Below are 14,927 nucleotides of genomic sequence, written 5' to 3' on the forward strand. Positions count from 1 at the left end.
AGAGAATGGGGAGGTAACCGGCGATGACCCTTTTGCAAACCGAAGCGCTGACGCTCAGTTATGGAGATACGGAGATTATTAAAGACCTGAGCCTGCATGTGCCCGAAGGCAAGGTGACCGTGCTGATCGGCAGCAACGGCTGCGGCAAGTCGACGCTTCTGCGTTCGCTGGCGCGCCTGCTCAGACCGACAAGCGGCTCTGTGCTTTTGGACGGAAAAGAAATACACCGCACCTCAACCAAAGAGGTGGCACGCAGCCTGGCGATTTTGCCGCAGGGGCCGACCGCGCCGGAAGGGCTGACGGTGCTTCAGCTGGTGAAGCAGGGTCGTTATCCCCATCAGTCCTGGCTCAAGCAGTGGGGCGAGGAGGATGAACGGCTCGTGCGGGATGCGCTGGCGATGACGGGATTATCCGATCTGGCGGAGCGCACCGTGGATTCCCTATCCGGGGGCCAGCGGCAGCGGGCCTGGATCGCGATGACGCTTGCGCAGAATACGGACCTGATTTTGCTGGACGAACCGACGACGTACCTGGATCTGAGCCATCAGATTGAGGTGCTCGATTTGCTGTATGAGCTGAACCGTGAGCAAGGCCGCACCATCGTGATGGTGCTGCATGACTTGAACCTGGCCTGCCGCTACGCCGACCATATGATCGCAGTGAAGGACCAGGGCGTATTTTGCGCCGGAGCTCCGGAGGATGTCCTGACCCCGCAGATGGTGAAGGAAGTGTTCTGCATGGACTGCATCATCGCAGAGGATCCGATTTTCGGTACGCCCATGTGCGTCCCCCATGGCAAAGGCCGTATATGCGGCGAACGCTGCCAGCTGAAGGCTGTTTGCGACAAATAGTACCCAAATAAGCCAAAGGTGTCCTGCTTTTTAGCAGAACACCTTTTTTGCGTTTGCGTCCGGATTAGAAGGTTGTGAAGCCCAGCGCCTTTTGGATGCGGAACAGCACGTCCTTGAACCAGGTCGTTTTTTCCTGGTAAGCGCTGAGCTCCAAGCTGAATGAGCCCCCCTTATTGTTCCAGAGACGATCGAAGTAGGCCGACAGCTGTTGATCCAGAGGCGCTCCTGACGGAACGGACACCCACAGATCGTTTTCCAGATTGTAGTTGTCGAGATTGCGCGGCGTCATGTTGGTGGAACCCCCAAGAATGATGGACTCGCCCTCCGGCTTGTGGATATACATCATTTTCGTATGGAACTGCTCCTGGGTCGTATGGTACCAGCGGATCCGGATGCGCTCTTTCGAGCGTTTCGTCAGCTCGGCGGCCACGGGCCGGTTCGGGATGCCGATCTTCTCCTGCCCGAACGCATTTTGGTTCGGGTCGAGCAGCAGACGGATATCCACCCCGCGGTCCGCGGCGGAGAGCAGCGAGGTCAGCACCTTTTCATCGGCGATGTAGAACATGCCCATCCAGAGCGTATCGCCTTTTTGGGCCGCATCGATTTCCTGAAGCGCATACTTATAGACCTTCCCCTCCGTCAAATAGCGGACCCCGATCGGTCCATCCTCGGCCTGGAGATCCCCGCCTGGCGTATACTGCGGAAGCTTGCCGCCATCGGACAAATCGGCTGCAGCCTGCTCGGAAATTAAAATGTCCTGGATGATCGGTCCCTGAACCTCAAACGCCACGTTGGAGTGGTATGCGCTGGCATCATGGACGTTGCCGGAGGAAACCAGAGCCGTTTTCTCACTGACGATGACCTTCCGGTGATTGGCTTTGACATTGACGAGCTTCAGGTAGGAGCGAACCGTCATCTTCGGCCCGTCACTTGCCATCAAGTTCGGCAGCCAGCCTTTCCCGGACTGGCCGAACCACTGGAAGAAGGTGCGCCATACCGAGGAATAGATCGGATTCGAATCGCGCAGCGGATCGACGTCGGTGATGATCACGCGAATGCCGGCTTGTTTCATCTGTTCGAAGAGGGCGTTGGGCGCGGAGCCATAATTGGTGTTCACCTCGTCCGTGATAAAAACGATATCCATGTCGGGATAAGCCTGTTTATGCCGAACCAGCTTGTCCGTCAGCTGCTCGCTGATCTTCGGGAACTCCTGCCCCTTGTGGGTGTAATTATTAAACAGAAACAGGTCAATCACCAGGAATTTACGCGATTCGTCCACGATTTCATTGATTCTCTGGAGAATTTGCTGCTCACTGACAACCCTGCCGGAAGGGTCGGGATAAGTTAAATCATGGAGAAAACGAACCTGCTGCACATGGTACAGCGGGCTTTCATAGGAGACGCCGGGAGGAAGCGGCTTGTGGGTCTGGTATACAATGACGCCAGCGAGCCAGAGCACCAGCACAGCCAAGGCGGTGAATATCCACTTGCGCTTGCGGTGTCTCCGTTTTTTCGGCTTGTCCATCTCCGGAGCGGCGGCAAACCCGCTGCCTCCGTCGCTCTGCACGGTATCTTGTTCCATGGAAATCCTCCTTATGTATGTATGCGAATAAGGGCTTGCTGCCATCGTCAGTTATTAACGTCAAAGCTACAGGTTTGAAGCAGAGCGGACGGTAAACGATAAATGAGGCAAAAAAGGGAAACGCTGCACGGCCTTTAGAAAAAGGTGCCGTACAGCAGGTAAAGGTTCAAGGCGGCGATGATGACCGCGACGATCCAGGCCAGAATTCGTATCCAGCGGGGGGCGACAAGCGGGCCCATTTTGGCCGGATCGGAAGTGAATTTAACGAGCGGGAAGACCGCAAAGCTCAACTGAAGCGAGAGTATGACCTGACTGAAGATCAGAAGCTTGCCGGTATAGCCCTCTCCGTACAGCCCGATGACGACGACGGCCGGAATGATGGCGATGAGCCGCGTCAGCAGCCGCCGGATCCATGGCTTCAGCCGCAGATTGAGGAAGCCCTCCATGACGATTTGCCCGGCGAGCGTACCGGTCAGGGTGGAGTTTTGACCTGAAGCCAGCAGCGCGACCGCAAAGAGGATGCTGGCCATGCCCGTGCCGAGCAGCGGGGTGAGCAGATGGTAAGCGTCTTGAATCTCCGCTACTTCAGTATGCCCCGTGGAATAAAAGGCAGATGCAGCCAAAATGAGAATTGCGGCATTCACGAACAGCGCAATGGTTAAAGCAACGGTCGAATCTATGGTGGCAAAGCGGATGGCGGATCTTTTTCCGGCCAGGCTCTGATCGATTTTACGGGTCTGCACAATCGAGGAGTGCAGGTATAAGTTGTGCGGCATGACGGTCGCTCCCAGCATGGCCAGGGCGATGTAGAGCATCTGGGGATTGGTGACGATCTCGGTCTTCGGGACGAAGCCTTGCAGGATGCCGCCCATATCGGGTCTGGACAGGAAGAGCTCCACGCCAAAGCAGAGAATGATGATCGCGATGAACGAGATGACCATGATTTCGATATGCCTGAAGCCTTTATTTTGCAGCATGAGGACAAGGATGACGTCCACCGAGGTAATAAGCACGCCATATATGAGCGGGATGCCGAACAAGAGCTGGAGCGCGATGGCCGTGCCGATGACCTCCGCCAGATCGCATGCGGCGATGGCGAGCTCGCACAGCACCCACAGCCCCATGCTGACGGGCTTGCTGTAGTGGTCGCGGCAGGCTTGGGCCAGATCCCGGCCGGTCGCAATGCCAAGCCGGGCGGAAAGGGACTGCAGCAGTATGGCCATCAGGTTGGAAACCATAATGACCGACAAAAGCGAGTAATTGAACATGGCGCCCCCGGCCAAGTCAGATGCCCAGTTGCCCGGGTCCATGTAACCGACGGCGACGAGATAACCGGGTCCGGCGAAGGCCAGCAGCTTGCGCAAAAAGCTGCCCTTCAGCGGGATCTTCATGGACTGATGGACTTCCGGCAGGCTCGGTGTATCGTTACGCTTCCGCCATCCGCGGCTGGCAGCGGCTATTCGGCTTTCTTCACTGGCATTCATAGGCAGTACTCACCTTCCTCAAGAAAATGGCGTTCGATTCGATGCTTTGCCGCGAGCGGTGGGCTAAACTACAGCGATCGGGACAGGTGGAATGGATGGACGGGGCTCCGGCTTGCTACATCATCATATGGAAAGAGCCCTCCTGAATTGCATGTACGTCACAAATTTTCCTGAGGGAAACATTTGCAGGGGATGGATGAGTCAGCTGGTCAGGTAGTCTTTTATATTTGCTGACGCCTCTTCGTGTTGGTATAATTTGGTTAATATATTCCCAGAATCGACAGGGCGGGCAATGCCGGGAAAGGTTTACATAGGGAAAGGCAGGCGATACGAATGACGAACAAGGCGGTTATCATAGGCGCGGGCATGGGCGGGCTCTCCTGCGCGATTACGCTCGCCGCCAGAGGCTGGAGGATTACGATGCTTGAACGCCAGCAGGAGGCCGGGGGCAAGCTGCAGCGGCTCCTTAAGGATGGTTACACGTTCGACCGCGGGCCCAACACGATTACGATGCCTCATGTATTCCGGGGGATTTTTGAATCCTCCGGCGCCAGGATGGAAGATTATATCGGGCTGTACGAGCTGGAGCCGCGTGCGAGAAACATATTCGCGGACGGCTCGGTCATCGACTTGACTCGGGATGCTGAGAAGATGAAGGATCAGATTTCGACCTTCAGTCCTTCCGACGCCCTGCAGTATGAAAGCTTTCTTCGGGAATCGGCCGCGCTTTTTCATTTATCGGAGGAATACTTCCTGAACAAGCTCCTGATCAACTGGCGGGATAAAATGACGCCTTCCATGCTGCGCAGCCTGCTACGAGTAAGGCCCGCCACCTCGCTGAAGAGCTTGCTGCAGCGCTATTTCAAGCATCCGAATACGCTCGCGATGATGAGCAGGTATTCGACGTGTGTGGGCTCGTCCCCGCATCAGGCGCCTTCCATTTTCGCCATGCTTGGACATGTGGAGGCGGACATGGGCGTGTACGGTGTCCGCGGCGGCACCTATTCCATTATCGAGGGCATGGTCAAGCGGGCCAGGGAGCTTGGAGTGGAGTTGATTACCGGCACGGAGGTCAAGCATATCGCAGTCCGTAACGGCCAGGCGGAAGGCGTGGATACGAGCGGCGGCTTTTATGAAGCGAAAACGATCATCGCCAATGGCGATATGCTGAGCGTAAACCGGATGCTGGTGGACGAGCAGGACCGTCCTTCGCTGAACAACGGCAAAATCAGCCGCTATGAGCCTTCACTCTCAGGCTTTGTTACGCTTGCGGGGGTTCCCCGCCAGTACGGCAAGCTGCTTCATCATACCGTGTTTTTTCCCGAGCATTACGGACGCGAATTCCAGGAGATATTCGGAGATAAGCTCCCAGCGGAGCATCCCGCATTGTACATATGTTATTCGGGATACTCGGAAAAGAGCATGGCGCCCGATGGCTGCAGCAACCTGTTTATTCAGGCCAATGCGCCGTACCTCAACCCGCTGACCAATTGGAACCGGGAGTCGGCAGCTTACGGCAATCAGGTGCTGGAAGATCTGAAAGCCTATGGCTTGGCCGATATCGATCAAGCCGACGTGTTGATGCATTATACGCCGCAGGATTTTGCGGATGACACGCTTGCCTATAAGGGCGCGATCCATGGAATCTCATCCAATTCGATTCGGCAGACCTTTTTCCGTCCGGGCAACCGCAGCAAGGATGTCAAAGGGCTGTGGTTCGTCGGGGGAGGCACGCACCCGGGAGGAGGCGCGCCGATCGTCACGCTGTCCGGACGGCTTGTAGGTGAATATATCGATGCGCATAAGGTATAATATATTTTTCGATCCATTGAACGGAGGGACGGGACCGGCACTTCCTGTGCCGCATATTCCGAATTCGTAACCGCAAGTAAAGGAGCACTGCCATGAACGAACATAATGCCGATAACCAGTCTCTGCTGCCTGACAAGCCGACAGGGGAACGAAAAATCGAACATGTACGCCTGTGCCTGAATGAAGACGTGGAGGGCGCCGGCATAACCTCCGGACTGGAAAAATACCGTTTTCGCCATAATGCGCTGCCGGAGCTCGATTTCAGCGACATTTCACTGGAGACGCCGTTTCTCGGCATGCAGCTGCGGACTCCGTTTCTGATCAGCTCTATGACAGGGGGAAGCAAAGCCACCGGGGCTATCAATGAACGGCTTGCGGCCGCAGCGGAGGAAAGGGGCTGGGCGCTTGGTGTCGGGTCGGTGCGGGCGGCTGTGGAAAAAGAGGAACTGGCTTCCACCTTCCATGTGCGCAAACAGGCGCCGACTATACCGGTCATCGCCAACCTGGGCGCCGTTCAGCTGAACTACGGCTTTGATGCGGATGCCTGCCGCCGGGCGGTGGAGATTGCCGGGGCGGATATGCTGGTGCTGCATTTGAACGGGCTGCAGGAGCTGTTTCAGCCGGAAGGCAATTCAAATTTCAGCGGTCTGTTATCCCGGATCGAGCAAGTGTGCCGCCAGCTGCATGTTCCGGTAGGCGTCAAGGAAGTCGGATGGGGCATCGACGGGGAGACAGCGTCGCGGCTGCTGGGCGCGGGCGTTGCTTTCGTGGATGTCGCCGGCGCCGGAGGCACTTCCTGGAGCCAGGTGGAGAAATTCCGCAGCAAGGATCCCGTGCGCCGCGCCGCGGCCGAGGCTTTTGCCGGATGGGGCAATCCCACGGCGGAATGCATTGTCGAGGTGAGAAAGCTCGCGCCCGATGCAGGAATCATCGGCAGCGGCGGCCTGAAGAACGGGGTGGATGCCGCTAAGGCGCTGGCGCTGGGCGCGGATCTCGCGGGATATGGCCGCAGTCTGCTGGGTCCGGCAGTAGAGTCCGAGGAGACGCTGCACGCCACGTTGGCTCAAGTCGAATTTGAGCTGCGCACGGTCATGTTCGGGATCGGCGCAGGCACGGTTGCGGATCTTCGCCGTACAGCGAGATTGGTTCACACCCCGTCCTAACGCTGCAAGTTGAAGCCTTCAGACCGCTCAAGAAGCGGTTGGAGGCTTTTTGGCTTGGAGCGTGCATTCCTTGTCCGTGTCTTGATGACCTCAGGGTTCTAATATATAATGGGTAGGACCTGAGAGGGTCTGTCCTCTCGTACGCAGATCCATGCTTATGAATTACAGTTTAGCAGGCATTATGCCCATTCTAATATGAAATAGGAGTGTCAAATCCATGGCTTTGAAAGCAGGTATCGTGGGACTGCCGAACGTCGGCAAATCCACTTTGTTTAATGCGATTACCCAGGCGGGTGCAGAATCCGCCAACTATCCGTTTTGCACGATCGACCCGAACGTAGGGGTTGTTGAGGTTCCTGACGAGCGTCTGGACAAGCTGACCGAGCTGGTACAGCCGAACAAGACCGTTCCGACTGCCTTCGAATTCGTGGATATCGCGGGTCTGGTACGCGGCGCTAGCAAAGGCGAAGGTCTGGGCAACAAGTTCCTGGCCCATATCCGTGAAGTCGACGCGATCGTGCATGTCGTAAGATGCTTTGAGGACGAGAATATTACCCACGTGGACGGCAAAGTGAATCCTGTCAGCGACATCCAGACGATCAATCTGGAGCTGATCCTTGCCGACCTGGAGAGCGTGGATAAACGGATCGACCGCTCCCGCAAGAACATGAAGGGCGGCAACAAGCAGTACGAGCAGGAAGTGGCCGTACTCGAACGCGTGAAGGAAGCTTTGTACAACGATCAGCCGGCCCGTAGCGTAGAGCTGTCCGAAGAAGAAAAAGCTATTGTGCGCGATCTGCATCTGTTGACGCTGAAACCGGTTCTGTATGCAGCCAACGTCAGCGAGGAAGAAGTGGCCGATACCGACAACAATCCTTACGTGCAGCAGGTCAGAGAATTCGCCGCGGCGGAAAATGCCGAAGTGGTGCCGATCAGTGCCAAGGTCGAGGCGGAGATCGCGGAGCTTGAGGGCGAAGACAAAGCCATGTTCCTGGAGGAGCTGGGCCTTGAGGAATCCGGGCTTAACCGCCTGATTAAAGCGGCATACCGCCTGCTTGGGCTGTACACCTACTTCACGGCAGGCGTGCAGGAAGTCCGCGCATGGACGATCCGCAAGGGCATGAAGGCTCCTCAGGCTGCCGGCGTCATCCATAGCGACTTCGAACGCGGATTTATCCGTGCGGAAGTGGTATCCTATGACGATCTGGTTGCCGCTGGCACCATGAACGTGGCCAAAGAGCGCGGCCAGCTCCGCCTCGAGGGCAAGGATTACGTCGTTGCCGACGGTGACGTGATGCATTTCCGGTTTAACGTGTAAAAAAATAAGAAAATGCTCCAGCCCGGAAGCGGAGCATGTCAATGGAAAAGCTGTCCCAGGTAGCCGACACAGCGGCATGGGGGGCAGCTTTTTTGCTGCCTTGGGCTTGGGAAAAGAGCCGAAGTAATGAAGAGAAAGTATATTCTATCGCCATGTGGCTGTTAAGACTTGCAGAAAAACAAAACCCTTGAGCGGCACTGCGCCGCTCAAGGGTTTTCCTGTTTATTCCCCGTAATTCACTTTAATGCTGCCGTTGGAGGTCGTCAGCTTCACATTGTGGGATCCGTCGCCAAGCGTGGCGCCTGCCTTTTTATCATCGCTCTCCTCGCTCCACGGAATGTCGCCCTTGATGGAAGAGTTGGTGGTTTTCGCTTGAATGACGGCGCTCGTGTTCTCCGGAATGGTAAGGGTGACGCTGCCGTTCGTGCTTGAGCAGGTCCAGTTCCCTCCGATGACCGACGTGCCTTTAATGGAACCATTGGTCGTTCTGGCTGTGACCTCACCGGCGATGCGGTCGAGCGTCAGGCCCCCGTTGGTCGATTTAACCTGTGCGGCTCCGCCGATGTCCGACAAACGAACCGAACCGTTGGTCGTTGTTCCGGTGACGCTGCCTTTCACGTTTTCTAACGTAATCGAAGAATTCGTCGTTGCTGCGGATACGATGCCGCTGATATTTCCAAGCTTGATTGAACCATTCGTCGTTACGGCCGTAAAGCTTGAATCCAGCTGATTGCCGGTAATCGAATCGTTTTTCGTATGCACTTCAACTTCGAGCGCTTTCGGAATATCGACGTTCAAGTATTCGTCATCGGGAGTAAAGCCGATATGGATGAAGGTCTGATCCTTATCGTCCAAGGAAAGTACAAGCGTGTCGCCTGAAGAGCTGACGTTCCATTTTTTCTCGGCAAGCCGGTTGGCTTCGTCCTGGCTGGAGGCTTCCCGGAAACGGAATTTGCCTTCATACGCAACCTTGGCGTCATCCGTGCCATTGACATTGACTTTGCCATGGTCCACGAGGATTTTCACGCGTTTGACGCCGGCGGCTTCAGCCGAGCCATGCACGGCGCTGACATATCCTTGATTGAACAGAGTGCTCCAATTCGGGACGATAAACTGGGCGGCGCTGACGAGCAGTAGCAGGACGAGAATCGTGACGCTCCCGCCGCCAAGGCGGACTCGCTTATCCGAATGGATGATATTGGCGAGAACGACCTCGATGCCAAGAAGAATCAGCAGCACAGGCCATACGTATTTCAGTGCCTCGAAGGAAAGGACATGGTTGAATTGCAGTAAAATCATCACCCCAATGCCGATTAACCCGATGGCAGTGGTCCACCTGCCTATTTTGACGGTGGGCGGGGCATTGTTAACGGGGGTGTTCATAAAGATTCGCTCCCTTTGCGTTCAGGTCTTTTGAATAGAATCCACAGGCCGTATCCGATCAGTGCGAGGGCCAGCAGCACGCTTGCGACGTTCTGCTGAAGCAGCCAGTGCCAGAGATCGGGGAAGATGGTCATAAGGAGTACCACTCCGCCGACCAGGATGCAAGACGCACCCGTCCATACCGGATTCATGGAGGTTTCCTTCTGATATCCGCCAAGCGTCATCCAATCCTGCGCCGTCCAAGGATAACCGAAGGTCTCCTGGCCCATCATCATGCGTTCATGCTCCGCGGCTGCGGCCTTCATCCAGGTCGCCTTTTGCAGGGCGTCGAACATCTGGTAGAACCACAGAATCGCCAGCGCGAAGGAGAATATCAGCGGTATGGACGGAATCAATATAATGCAGGCGCAGGTGGCGATCATAATCTGCAGGCCTTGTTTGGTGAAATTGAGATACAGGTGGCCGAGGCCGGGAACTAAAGCGAGCAAGAAGGTTGCCCATTTACTTTTTTTAATCATCGTTTACCCTCCTTTAAAATATGGTCCACGGAACTCGAGAAGATCTCCGTTGCGTGCGTAATCCCTGTTTGCAAATGTTCAAAGACGCCGAATTGAAACAGGCAGAAGGCAATACAGGCGGCAACCCCGAAATGGGCGATCATCATTCTCCGTGAATCCTTTGGCTTCATGCGGGAAGCCTGACGTTTATACAGGGGCGGCATCTGCCGGATTTCATTCATGATGTCCGCCGTCATATCGGGAAAATCAAGCTGAGGCTCTGTATCAGGCTGCTGCCAGATCTGGGCCAGCTCCTGGACCTCCTCCAGCCAAGCCTGGCAGTCGGGGCAGGTGCGAAGATGCCTCTCGATGATAAGGGAGGATTCGGGCGGCAGCTCACCTGCGGTATAAGCCCCCAGCTGGTATTGAATGAATTCGCATTTCATCGTAAATCCTCTCCTTTCTTTCGCATCATGGCCCGGGCGCGGTACAGCTGGGATTCCACGGTTTTCGCCGTAATGCCGCGCCGTTTGGCAATTTCCTGATAAGAGCATTGTTCGAAATAGTACATCTGGACGGCTGACCGGTAAGGCTCAGCCAGCTCGTCGACAATCCTTCGGAGCCGGTGGCTCCGTTCTTCGGTCAGAACGATCTGCTCCGGCGTTTCATGCGTCACCCAATCGTTCTCGGTTACTTCTCCCGGACTCCGCCGCGCCTGCTCGCGCTGCTGCGCGCGCTTCCAGTCGAGACATTTGCGGACGGCAATCTGGTAGAGCCAGGTGGAGAAGGAGGAATCCTCTCGGAAGGCGGGCAGTGCCGAGTAAGCCTTCATAAAGATGTCCTGGGACAAATCTTTGGCCGCTACGTCATCGGCCGCTATTTTCAGGCACACATGGTACACCATATTCTGATAACGCTGCACCAAAAATTTATAGGCTTCCGGGTGGCCTGCCTTGACGGCCCGGACCCACTGCAACTCTTCCAGTCTTCTCCCCTCCTCTCGTTCAATTAGTTTGACGCCGGACCCCAATGTATCCCTGCAGATTTTTTTGAAAAAAGTTATAAGGAAGCATATCCATTATTTTCTATGTCCTCCGCAATGACAAGTACAATATTCGAAAATCGGATAAAATGAAGATAGGAGCCGCCGCTTCCTGCATGTTTCCAATCCTTGCCGATTTTGCATCTGGAAAAACAGCATATTACATGGTATAATAAAAAGTCGTCTGTCCTATGTATCCTGAACTGAAATGGAGAGCGGATCCTTCTCCTGCATAAGGTTGATTCCCAGGAGAAGCGACAGTAACAGAAAAACAACATCTGAAACGCTCTGTTTTCTTTTGGAAGCACGTCGAGGATGTTTTTCTAATACGCATGGATTAAAAGCATTTTAAACAGGAGAGGTGAATCCCCATGTTGGACCGATTACAAGCTTTGGCAGATCGTTACGAAAAGCTTAGCGAGCTGCTGTGTGATCCTGATGTGGTCAACGATAGTAAACGACTGCGGGAATATTCCAAAGAACAATCCGACTTACAGCCTGCTTTTGAGGCTTATACCGAATATAAAACTGTGTCTGAAGAGCTGGAAGCCGCCAAAGTTATGCAGGGCGAAAAGCTGGATGACGAGATGCGAGAAATGGTGAAAATGGAAATCGAAGAGCTGTCTGCCCGCCAGACCGAGCTCGACGAACGTATCCGGGTGCTGCTGCTGCCGAAGGATCCGAACGATGACAAGAATGTGATCGTGGAAATCCGCGGCGCGGCCGGCGGCGACGAAGCCGCGCTGTTCGCTGCCGATTTGTACCGCATGTACACCCGTTATGCCGATAACCAGGGCTGGCGCGTGGAATTGATGGATGCCAACACCAATGACCTCGGCGGCTTTAAAGAGGTTATCTTCATGATTAACGGCCGCGGCGCGTACAGTAAAATGAAGTACGAAAGCGGCGCGCACCGCGTGCAGCGCATTCCGGCGACCGAATCGGGCGGACGGATCCATACGTCGACCTCAACGGTGGCTGTCATGCCTGAAGTCGAGGATCTCGATATCGAAATCCATGATAAGGACATCCGTGTCGACACGTTCTGTTCGAGCGGCGCAGGCGGACAATCCGTTAATACAACGAAATCCGCCGTTCGCGTTACGCATATCCCGACCGGGATCGTGGCGACGTGCCAGGACGGCAAATCGCAGAACTCGAACAAGGAGAAGGCTCTGCAGGTGCTTCGCGCCCGGATCTTCGACATGAAGCGTCAGGAAGAAGAAGCCAAGTATGCCGGCGAACGCAAAAGCAAAGTCGGCACCGGCGACCGCAGTGAACGGATCCGCACCTACAACTTCCCGCAAAGCCGTGTAACGGATCATCGCATCGGTCTTACGCTGCATAAGCTGGATCAAGTGATGAACGGTGAAATTGAAGAGATCATCTCCGCGCTCAACATTGCCGAGCAGGCGGATATGATGGAAAAAGGGGAATAACGCTTTGCAGGAAACCACTTTTGTGATGATGCCAAAGCAAACGATACGGGAAGCCTTCATAGAGGCTTCCTCTTTTTTAACGGCTTGCGGGGTGACGGAGCCGCAACGCAGCGCCCAGCTGCTGCTCGAGCATGTGCTGGGACTGGAGGGCGCGGCTTATTACATGGCGCTGCCCGAGCCGTTTCCCGCGGAGCGCAGGGAGGCCTGGGAGCGGGCGGTATCGCGCCGCGGTGCGGGCGAGCCTGCGCAGTATATCATCGGGATGCAGGAATTCTACGGCATCCCGTTTGAAGTGAATCCGGCCGTGCTCATTCCGCGGCCGGAGACGGAGCTGCTCGTGGAGGCCGTGCTGCAGCAGGCCGAGCGGCTGTGGCCGGAAGGCGCGGCGCCGGACCTTGGCGGCGCGGCCTCCGGCGATGCGCGCGCGGCGCGGCCGCTCGCGTGCGCCGACATCGGCACCGGCAGCGGCGCGATCGCGGTGACGCTCGCGCTGCAGGCCCCGCGCTGGCGGGTATACGCCAGCGACATTTCGCCAGGCGCGCTGCAGACGGCCGCGCGCAACGCCGCCGCAAACGGCGCGGAGGTTGCCTTCCGGGAAGGCAACCTGCTCGAACCGTTTGCGGGCTGCGGGCTGGACATCATCGTGTCCAACCCGCCTTACATCCCTGCGGCCGACATCGCCGGCCTGCAGCGGGAGGTGCGCGACCATGAGCCGCGCACCGCGCTGGACGGCGGCACGGACGGACTCGCGCCGTACCGCATCATGATGGAGCAGCTGCCGCTGCTCAAAGCCCCGCCCCGGCTCATCGGCTTCGAGCTCGGGCAGGGCCAGGCGCAGGATGTCGCGCAGCTCCTGCGCGAGGCAGGCCATTGGGACGACATTATCATCGTCCCCGACCTGGCCGGCATTGAGCGTCATGTGCTCGGCGTTTTGACGCGGCCGCGTTAATTTTTCTTTGCATCCGGTTTAAACTACAATAGAGATATTGAGGCCCGGGATGGGATTCATCCCGGATTAAATTGGAGGATGCCGCATGCTGCAGAAATTCAAGCGAATGGATATGTCCATAGTACTGATCCTGCTGGCGCTCATGGTCTTCAGCCTGTTTTCCATTTACAGCGTGACGACGGGCCGGCCGAAGGTCGGACATTACACGGAGCGCATGGCCGTATATTATGCGGTCGGCTTCGCTGCTTTTTTGGGTTTCTCTCTGGTCAGCTACAAACTGCTGATCAAGTATGCGATATATATTTATCTCTTTGGCCTCGCACTGCTGGTGCTGGTCTTGTTCGTCGGCAACGAATATTACGGGGCCAAAGGCTGGATGACGCTTCCGGGCGGCCTCAGTCTGCAGCCGGCCGAGCTGTTCAAGCTGTTTCTGATCATCTTCCTCTCGTATATGCTGTTTCGCAAACGCAAAAACAAGCTTTCCTTTTGGCGAGACGTGGTGCCGCTTGGCCTCATCACGCTGGTACCGTGGATGCTGGTCATGATGCAGAACGACCTTGGCAACGCACTTAGCTACATGATGATCCTGGCCGGACTGCTCTGGATCGGACGCATCAAATACACGCATGCGTTTATTGCATTGTCCGTCGGCATCGCGGCGATATACACCGGTGTTCAGGCCTACGTCCATTATCACGACAAGGCGGTCCAGCTGATCAGCGTCGACCTCGGCAAAAAACACTGGATTGCGCGCTTCGATCCGTGGCTGGTTCCGGATCTCGCTTCCCGCGACGTCAGCTGGCAGACATACAACGCGAAGCTTGCGATCGGTTCGGGCGGCATCGAAGGGAAAGGCTACATGAAGGGAACGACCATCCAGTCGGAGCGTGTTCCGCTGGCCTATGCCGACTCCATTTTCGTGCAAGTAGCGGAGGAATACGGGTTTATCGGGTCGTCCGTGCTGCTGCTGCTGTACTTTATTCTGATTCACCGCATGGTCCTGATCGCGGCCGACTGCCGGGACCGGGCCGGACCGTATTTGATCACGGGGATCATCACAATGTTTGTCTACCAGATTTTCGTGAATATCGGCGCATTCATCGGACTGATGCCGCTGACGGGCATCACGCTTCCTTTTATCAGCTACGGGGGCACCTCGCTTCTGATTAACATGATGAGCGTCGGCCTCGTCATGAGCATCCGGATTCACGGACAGGAAGAGGAGGAGTCTTATCCACTGCTTGAGCAGCAGGTGAAACAGGGCTTTTTCAGCAAAACCGTCCAGCGGATCCGCAATGGATTTATCAGGAATTGAATCTAGCATGGCTATTCCTTTACAATAGACAAGTGAGATTTGACAAGCATCACGGCAAGAGGGGCACAGGTAAGCCCCGCACAGGAGGATAG

General features: G+C 56.0%; 14 protein-coding genes. 8 read left to right on the forward strand and 6 right to left on the reverse strand.

Annotated features, from left to right (window positions below; all coding sequences use genetic code 11):
• Positions 1-23: 23 nt before the first annotated feature.
• Positions 24-851, forward strand: a complete 828-nt coding sequence (locus PCH05_RS05715) for an ABC transporter ATP-binding protein (RefSeq protein WP_127601398.1) — start codon at positions 24-26, stop codon at positions 849-851.
• Positions 852-915: 64 nt separating this feature from the next.
• Here the strand turns inward: PCH05_RS05715 and PCH05_RS05720 are convergent, their stop codons facing one another.
• Positions 916-2,433 carry a phospholipase D family protein gene (locus tag PCH05_RS05720; protein WP_371860518.1) on the reverse strand — a complete coding sequence of 506 codons (1,518 nt, stop codon included), beginning with the start codon at positions 2,431-2,433 and terminating at the stop codon, positions 916-918.
• 134 nt (positions 2,434-2,567) lie between these two features.
• The gene (locus tag PCH05_RS05725; RefSeq protein WP_127601399.1) at positions 2,568-3,917 is read right to left on the reverse strand and encodes an Nramp family divalent metal transporter; all 1,350 of its coding nucleotides are present in this window, start codon (positions 3,915-3,917) and stop codon (positions 2,568-2,570) included.
• 333 nt (positions 3,918-4,250) lie between these two features.
• On the opposite strand from PCH05_RS05725, the gene PCH05_RS05730 reads away from it, so the two are divergent.
• From PCH05_RS05730 to PCH05_RS27195, 4 genes are all read left to right on the forward strand, one after another.
• On the forward strand, positions 4,251-5,729 hold the full coding sequence (locus PCH05_RS05730) for a phytoene desaturase family protein (protein ID WP_127601400.1): 1,479 nt from the start codon (positions 4,251-4,253) through the stop codon (positions 5,727-5,729).
• Between the two features lie 92 nt (positions 5,730-5,821).
• Positions 5,822-6,892, forward strand: a complete 1,071-nt coding sequence (gene fni / locus PCH05_RS05735; protein WP_127601401.1) for a type 2 isopentenyl-diphosphate Delta-isomerase — start codon at positions 5,822-5,824, stop codon at positions 6,890-6,892.
• 217 nt (positions 6,893-7,109) lie between these two features.
• Positions 7,110-8,210, forward strand: coding sequence for a redox-regulated ATPase YchF (gene ychF / locus PCH05_RS05740; protein ID WP_127601402.1), 1,101 nt, complete (start codon positions 7,110-7,112; stop codon positions 8,208-8,210).
• Between the two features lie 41 nt (positions 8,211-8,251).
• Entirely contained in the window at positions 8,252-8,401 is a 150-nt protein-coding gene (locus PCH05_RS27195; protein ID WP_164766554.1) for a hypothetical protein, read from the forward strand.
• A gap of 31 nt (positions 8,402-8,432) precedes the next feature.
• Here PCH05_RS27195 and PCH05_RS05745 read toward each other — a convergent pair whose 3' ends face one another.
• The 4 genes from PCH05_RS05745 to PCH05_RS05760 are packed head-to-tail and all read right to left on the reverse strand — an operon-like array spanning position 8,433 to position 11,066.
• Entirely contained in the window at positions 8,433-9,593 is a 1,161-nt protein-coding gene (locus tag PCH05_RS05745) for a LiaI-LiaF-like domain-containing protein (protein WP_127601403.1), read from the reverse strand.
• Complete coding sequence (locus tag PCH05_RS05750) at positions 9,590-10,111, reverse strand: hypothetical protein (RefSeq protein ID WP_127601404.1); 522 nt, start codon at positions 10,109-10,111, stop codon at positions 9,590-9,592. Before PCH05_RS05750 ends, PCH05_RS05745 begins: the two co-directional genes overlap by 4 nt.
• Complete coding sequence (locus PCH05_RS05755) at positions 10,108-10,536, reverse strand: zf-HC2 domain-containing protein (RefSeq protein ID WP_164766555.1); 429 nt, start codon at positions 10,534-10,536, stop codon at positions 10,108-10,110. Before PCH05_RS05755 ends, PCH05_RS05750 begins: the two co-directional genes overlap by 4 nt.
• On the reverse strand, positions 10,533-11,066 hold the full coding sequence (locus PCH05_RS05760; protein WP_164766556.1) for an RNA polymerase sigma factor: 534 nt from the start codon (positions 11,064-11,066) through the stop codon (positions 10,533-10,535). The genes PCH05_RS05755 and PCH05_RS05760 overlap by 4 nt, the downstream gene beginning before the upstream one ends.
• Positions 11,067-11,503: 437 nt before the next feature.
• On the opposite strand from PCH05_RS05760, the gene prfA reads away from it, so the two are divergent.
• The 3 genes from prfA to PCH05_RS05775 all read left to right on the forward strand — a co-directional run bounded on the left by prfA (position 11,504) and on the right by PCH05_RS05775 (position 14,835).
• The gene (gene prfA / locus PCH05_RS05765) at positions 11,504-12,571 is read left to right on the forward strand and encodes a peptide chain release factor 1 (RefSeq protein ID WP_127601407.1); all 1,068 of its coding nucleotides are present in this window, start codon (positions 11,504-11,506) and stop codon (positions 12,569-12,571) included.
• Between the two features lie 25 nt (positions 12,572-12,596).
• A complete protein-coding gene (gene prmC, locus PCH05_RS05770) occupies positions 12,597-13,520 on the forward strand; it encodes a peptide chain release factor N(5)-glutamine methyltransferase (protein WP_174806232.1) in 924 nt (307 codons plus the stop codon).
• An 85-nt stretch (positions 13,521-13,605) separates the two neighbouring features.
• Positions 13,606-14,835 (forward strand): FtsW/RodA/SpoVE family cell cycle protein, encoded by a 1,230-nt coding sequence (locus PCH05_RS05775; RefSeq protein WP_127601409.1) that lies wholly within the window; start codon positions 13,606-13,608, stop codon positions 14,833-14,835.
• Positions 14,836-14,927: the final 92 nt, after the last annotated feature.

Source organism: Paenibacillus chibensis, from assembly GCF_004001045.1.
Lineage (GTDB): Bacteria > Bacillota > Bacilli > Paenibacillales > Paenibacillaceae > Paenibacillus_AQ > Paenibacillus_AQ chibensis.

What these genes read in the sequence shown, in the direction of transcription:
- PCH05_RS05715 (WP_127601398.1), top strand. Translation starts at nt 24, where the DNA reads ATGACCCTTTTGCAAACCGAAGCGCTGACGCTCAGTTATGGAGATACG.
- PCH05_RS05720 (WP_371860518.1), bottom strand. Translation starts at nt 2,433, where the DNA reads ATGGAACAAGATACCGTGCAGAGCGACGGAGGCAGCGGGTTTGCCGCC.
- PCH05_RS05725 (WP_127601399.1), bottom strand. Translation starts at nt 3,917, where the DNA reads ATGAATGCCAGTGAAGAAAGCCGAATAGCCGCTGCCAGCCGCGGATGG.
- PCH05_RS05730 (WP_127601400.1), top strand. Translation starts at nt 4,251, where the DNA reads ATGACGAACAAGGCGGTTATCATAGGCGCGGGCATGGGCGGGCTCTCC.
- fni (WP_127601401.1), top strand. Translation starts at nt 5,822, where the DNA reads ATGAACGAACATAATGCCGATAACCAGTCTCTGCTGCCTGACAAGCCG.
- ychF (WP_127601402.1), top strand. Translation starts at nt 7,110, where the DNA reads ATGGCTTTGAAAGCAGGTATCGTGGGACTGCCGAACGTCGGCAAATCC.
- PCH05_RS27195 (WP_164766554.1), top strand. Translation starts at nt 8,252, where the DNA reads ATGGAAAAGCTGTCCCAGGTAGCCGACACAGCGGCATGGGGGGCAGCT.
- PCH05_RS05745 (WP_127601403.1), bottom strand. Translation starts at nt 9,593, where the DNA reads ATGAACACCCCCGTTAACAATGCCCCGCCCACCGTCAAAATAGGCAGG.
- PCH05_RS05750 (WP_127601404.1), bottom strand. Translation starts at nt 10,111, where the DNA reads ATGATTAAAAAAAGTAAATGGGCAACCTTCTTGCTCGCTTTAGTTCCC.
- PCH05_RS05755 (WP_164766555.1), bottom strand. Translation starts at nt 10,536, where the DNA reads ATGAAATGCGAATTCATTCAATACCAGCTGGGGGCTTATACCGCAGGT.
- prfA (WP_127601407.1), top strand. Translation starts at nt 11,504, where the DNA reads ATGTTGGACCGATTACAAGCTTTGGCAGATCGTTACGAAAAGCTTAGC.
- prmC (WP_174806232.1), top strand. Translation starts at nt 12,597, where the DNA reads ATGATGCCAAAGCAAACGATACGGGAAGCCTTCATAGAGGCTTCCTCT.
- PCH05_RS05775 (WP_127601409.1), top strand. Translation starts at nt 13,606, where the DNA reads ATGCTGCAGAAATTCAAGCGAATGGATATGTCCATAGTACTGATCCTG.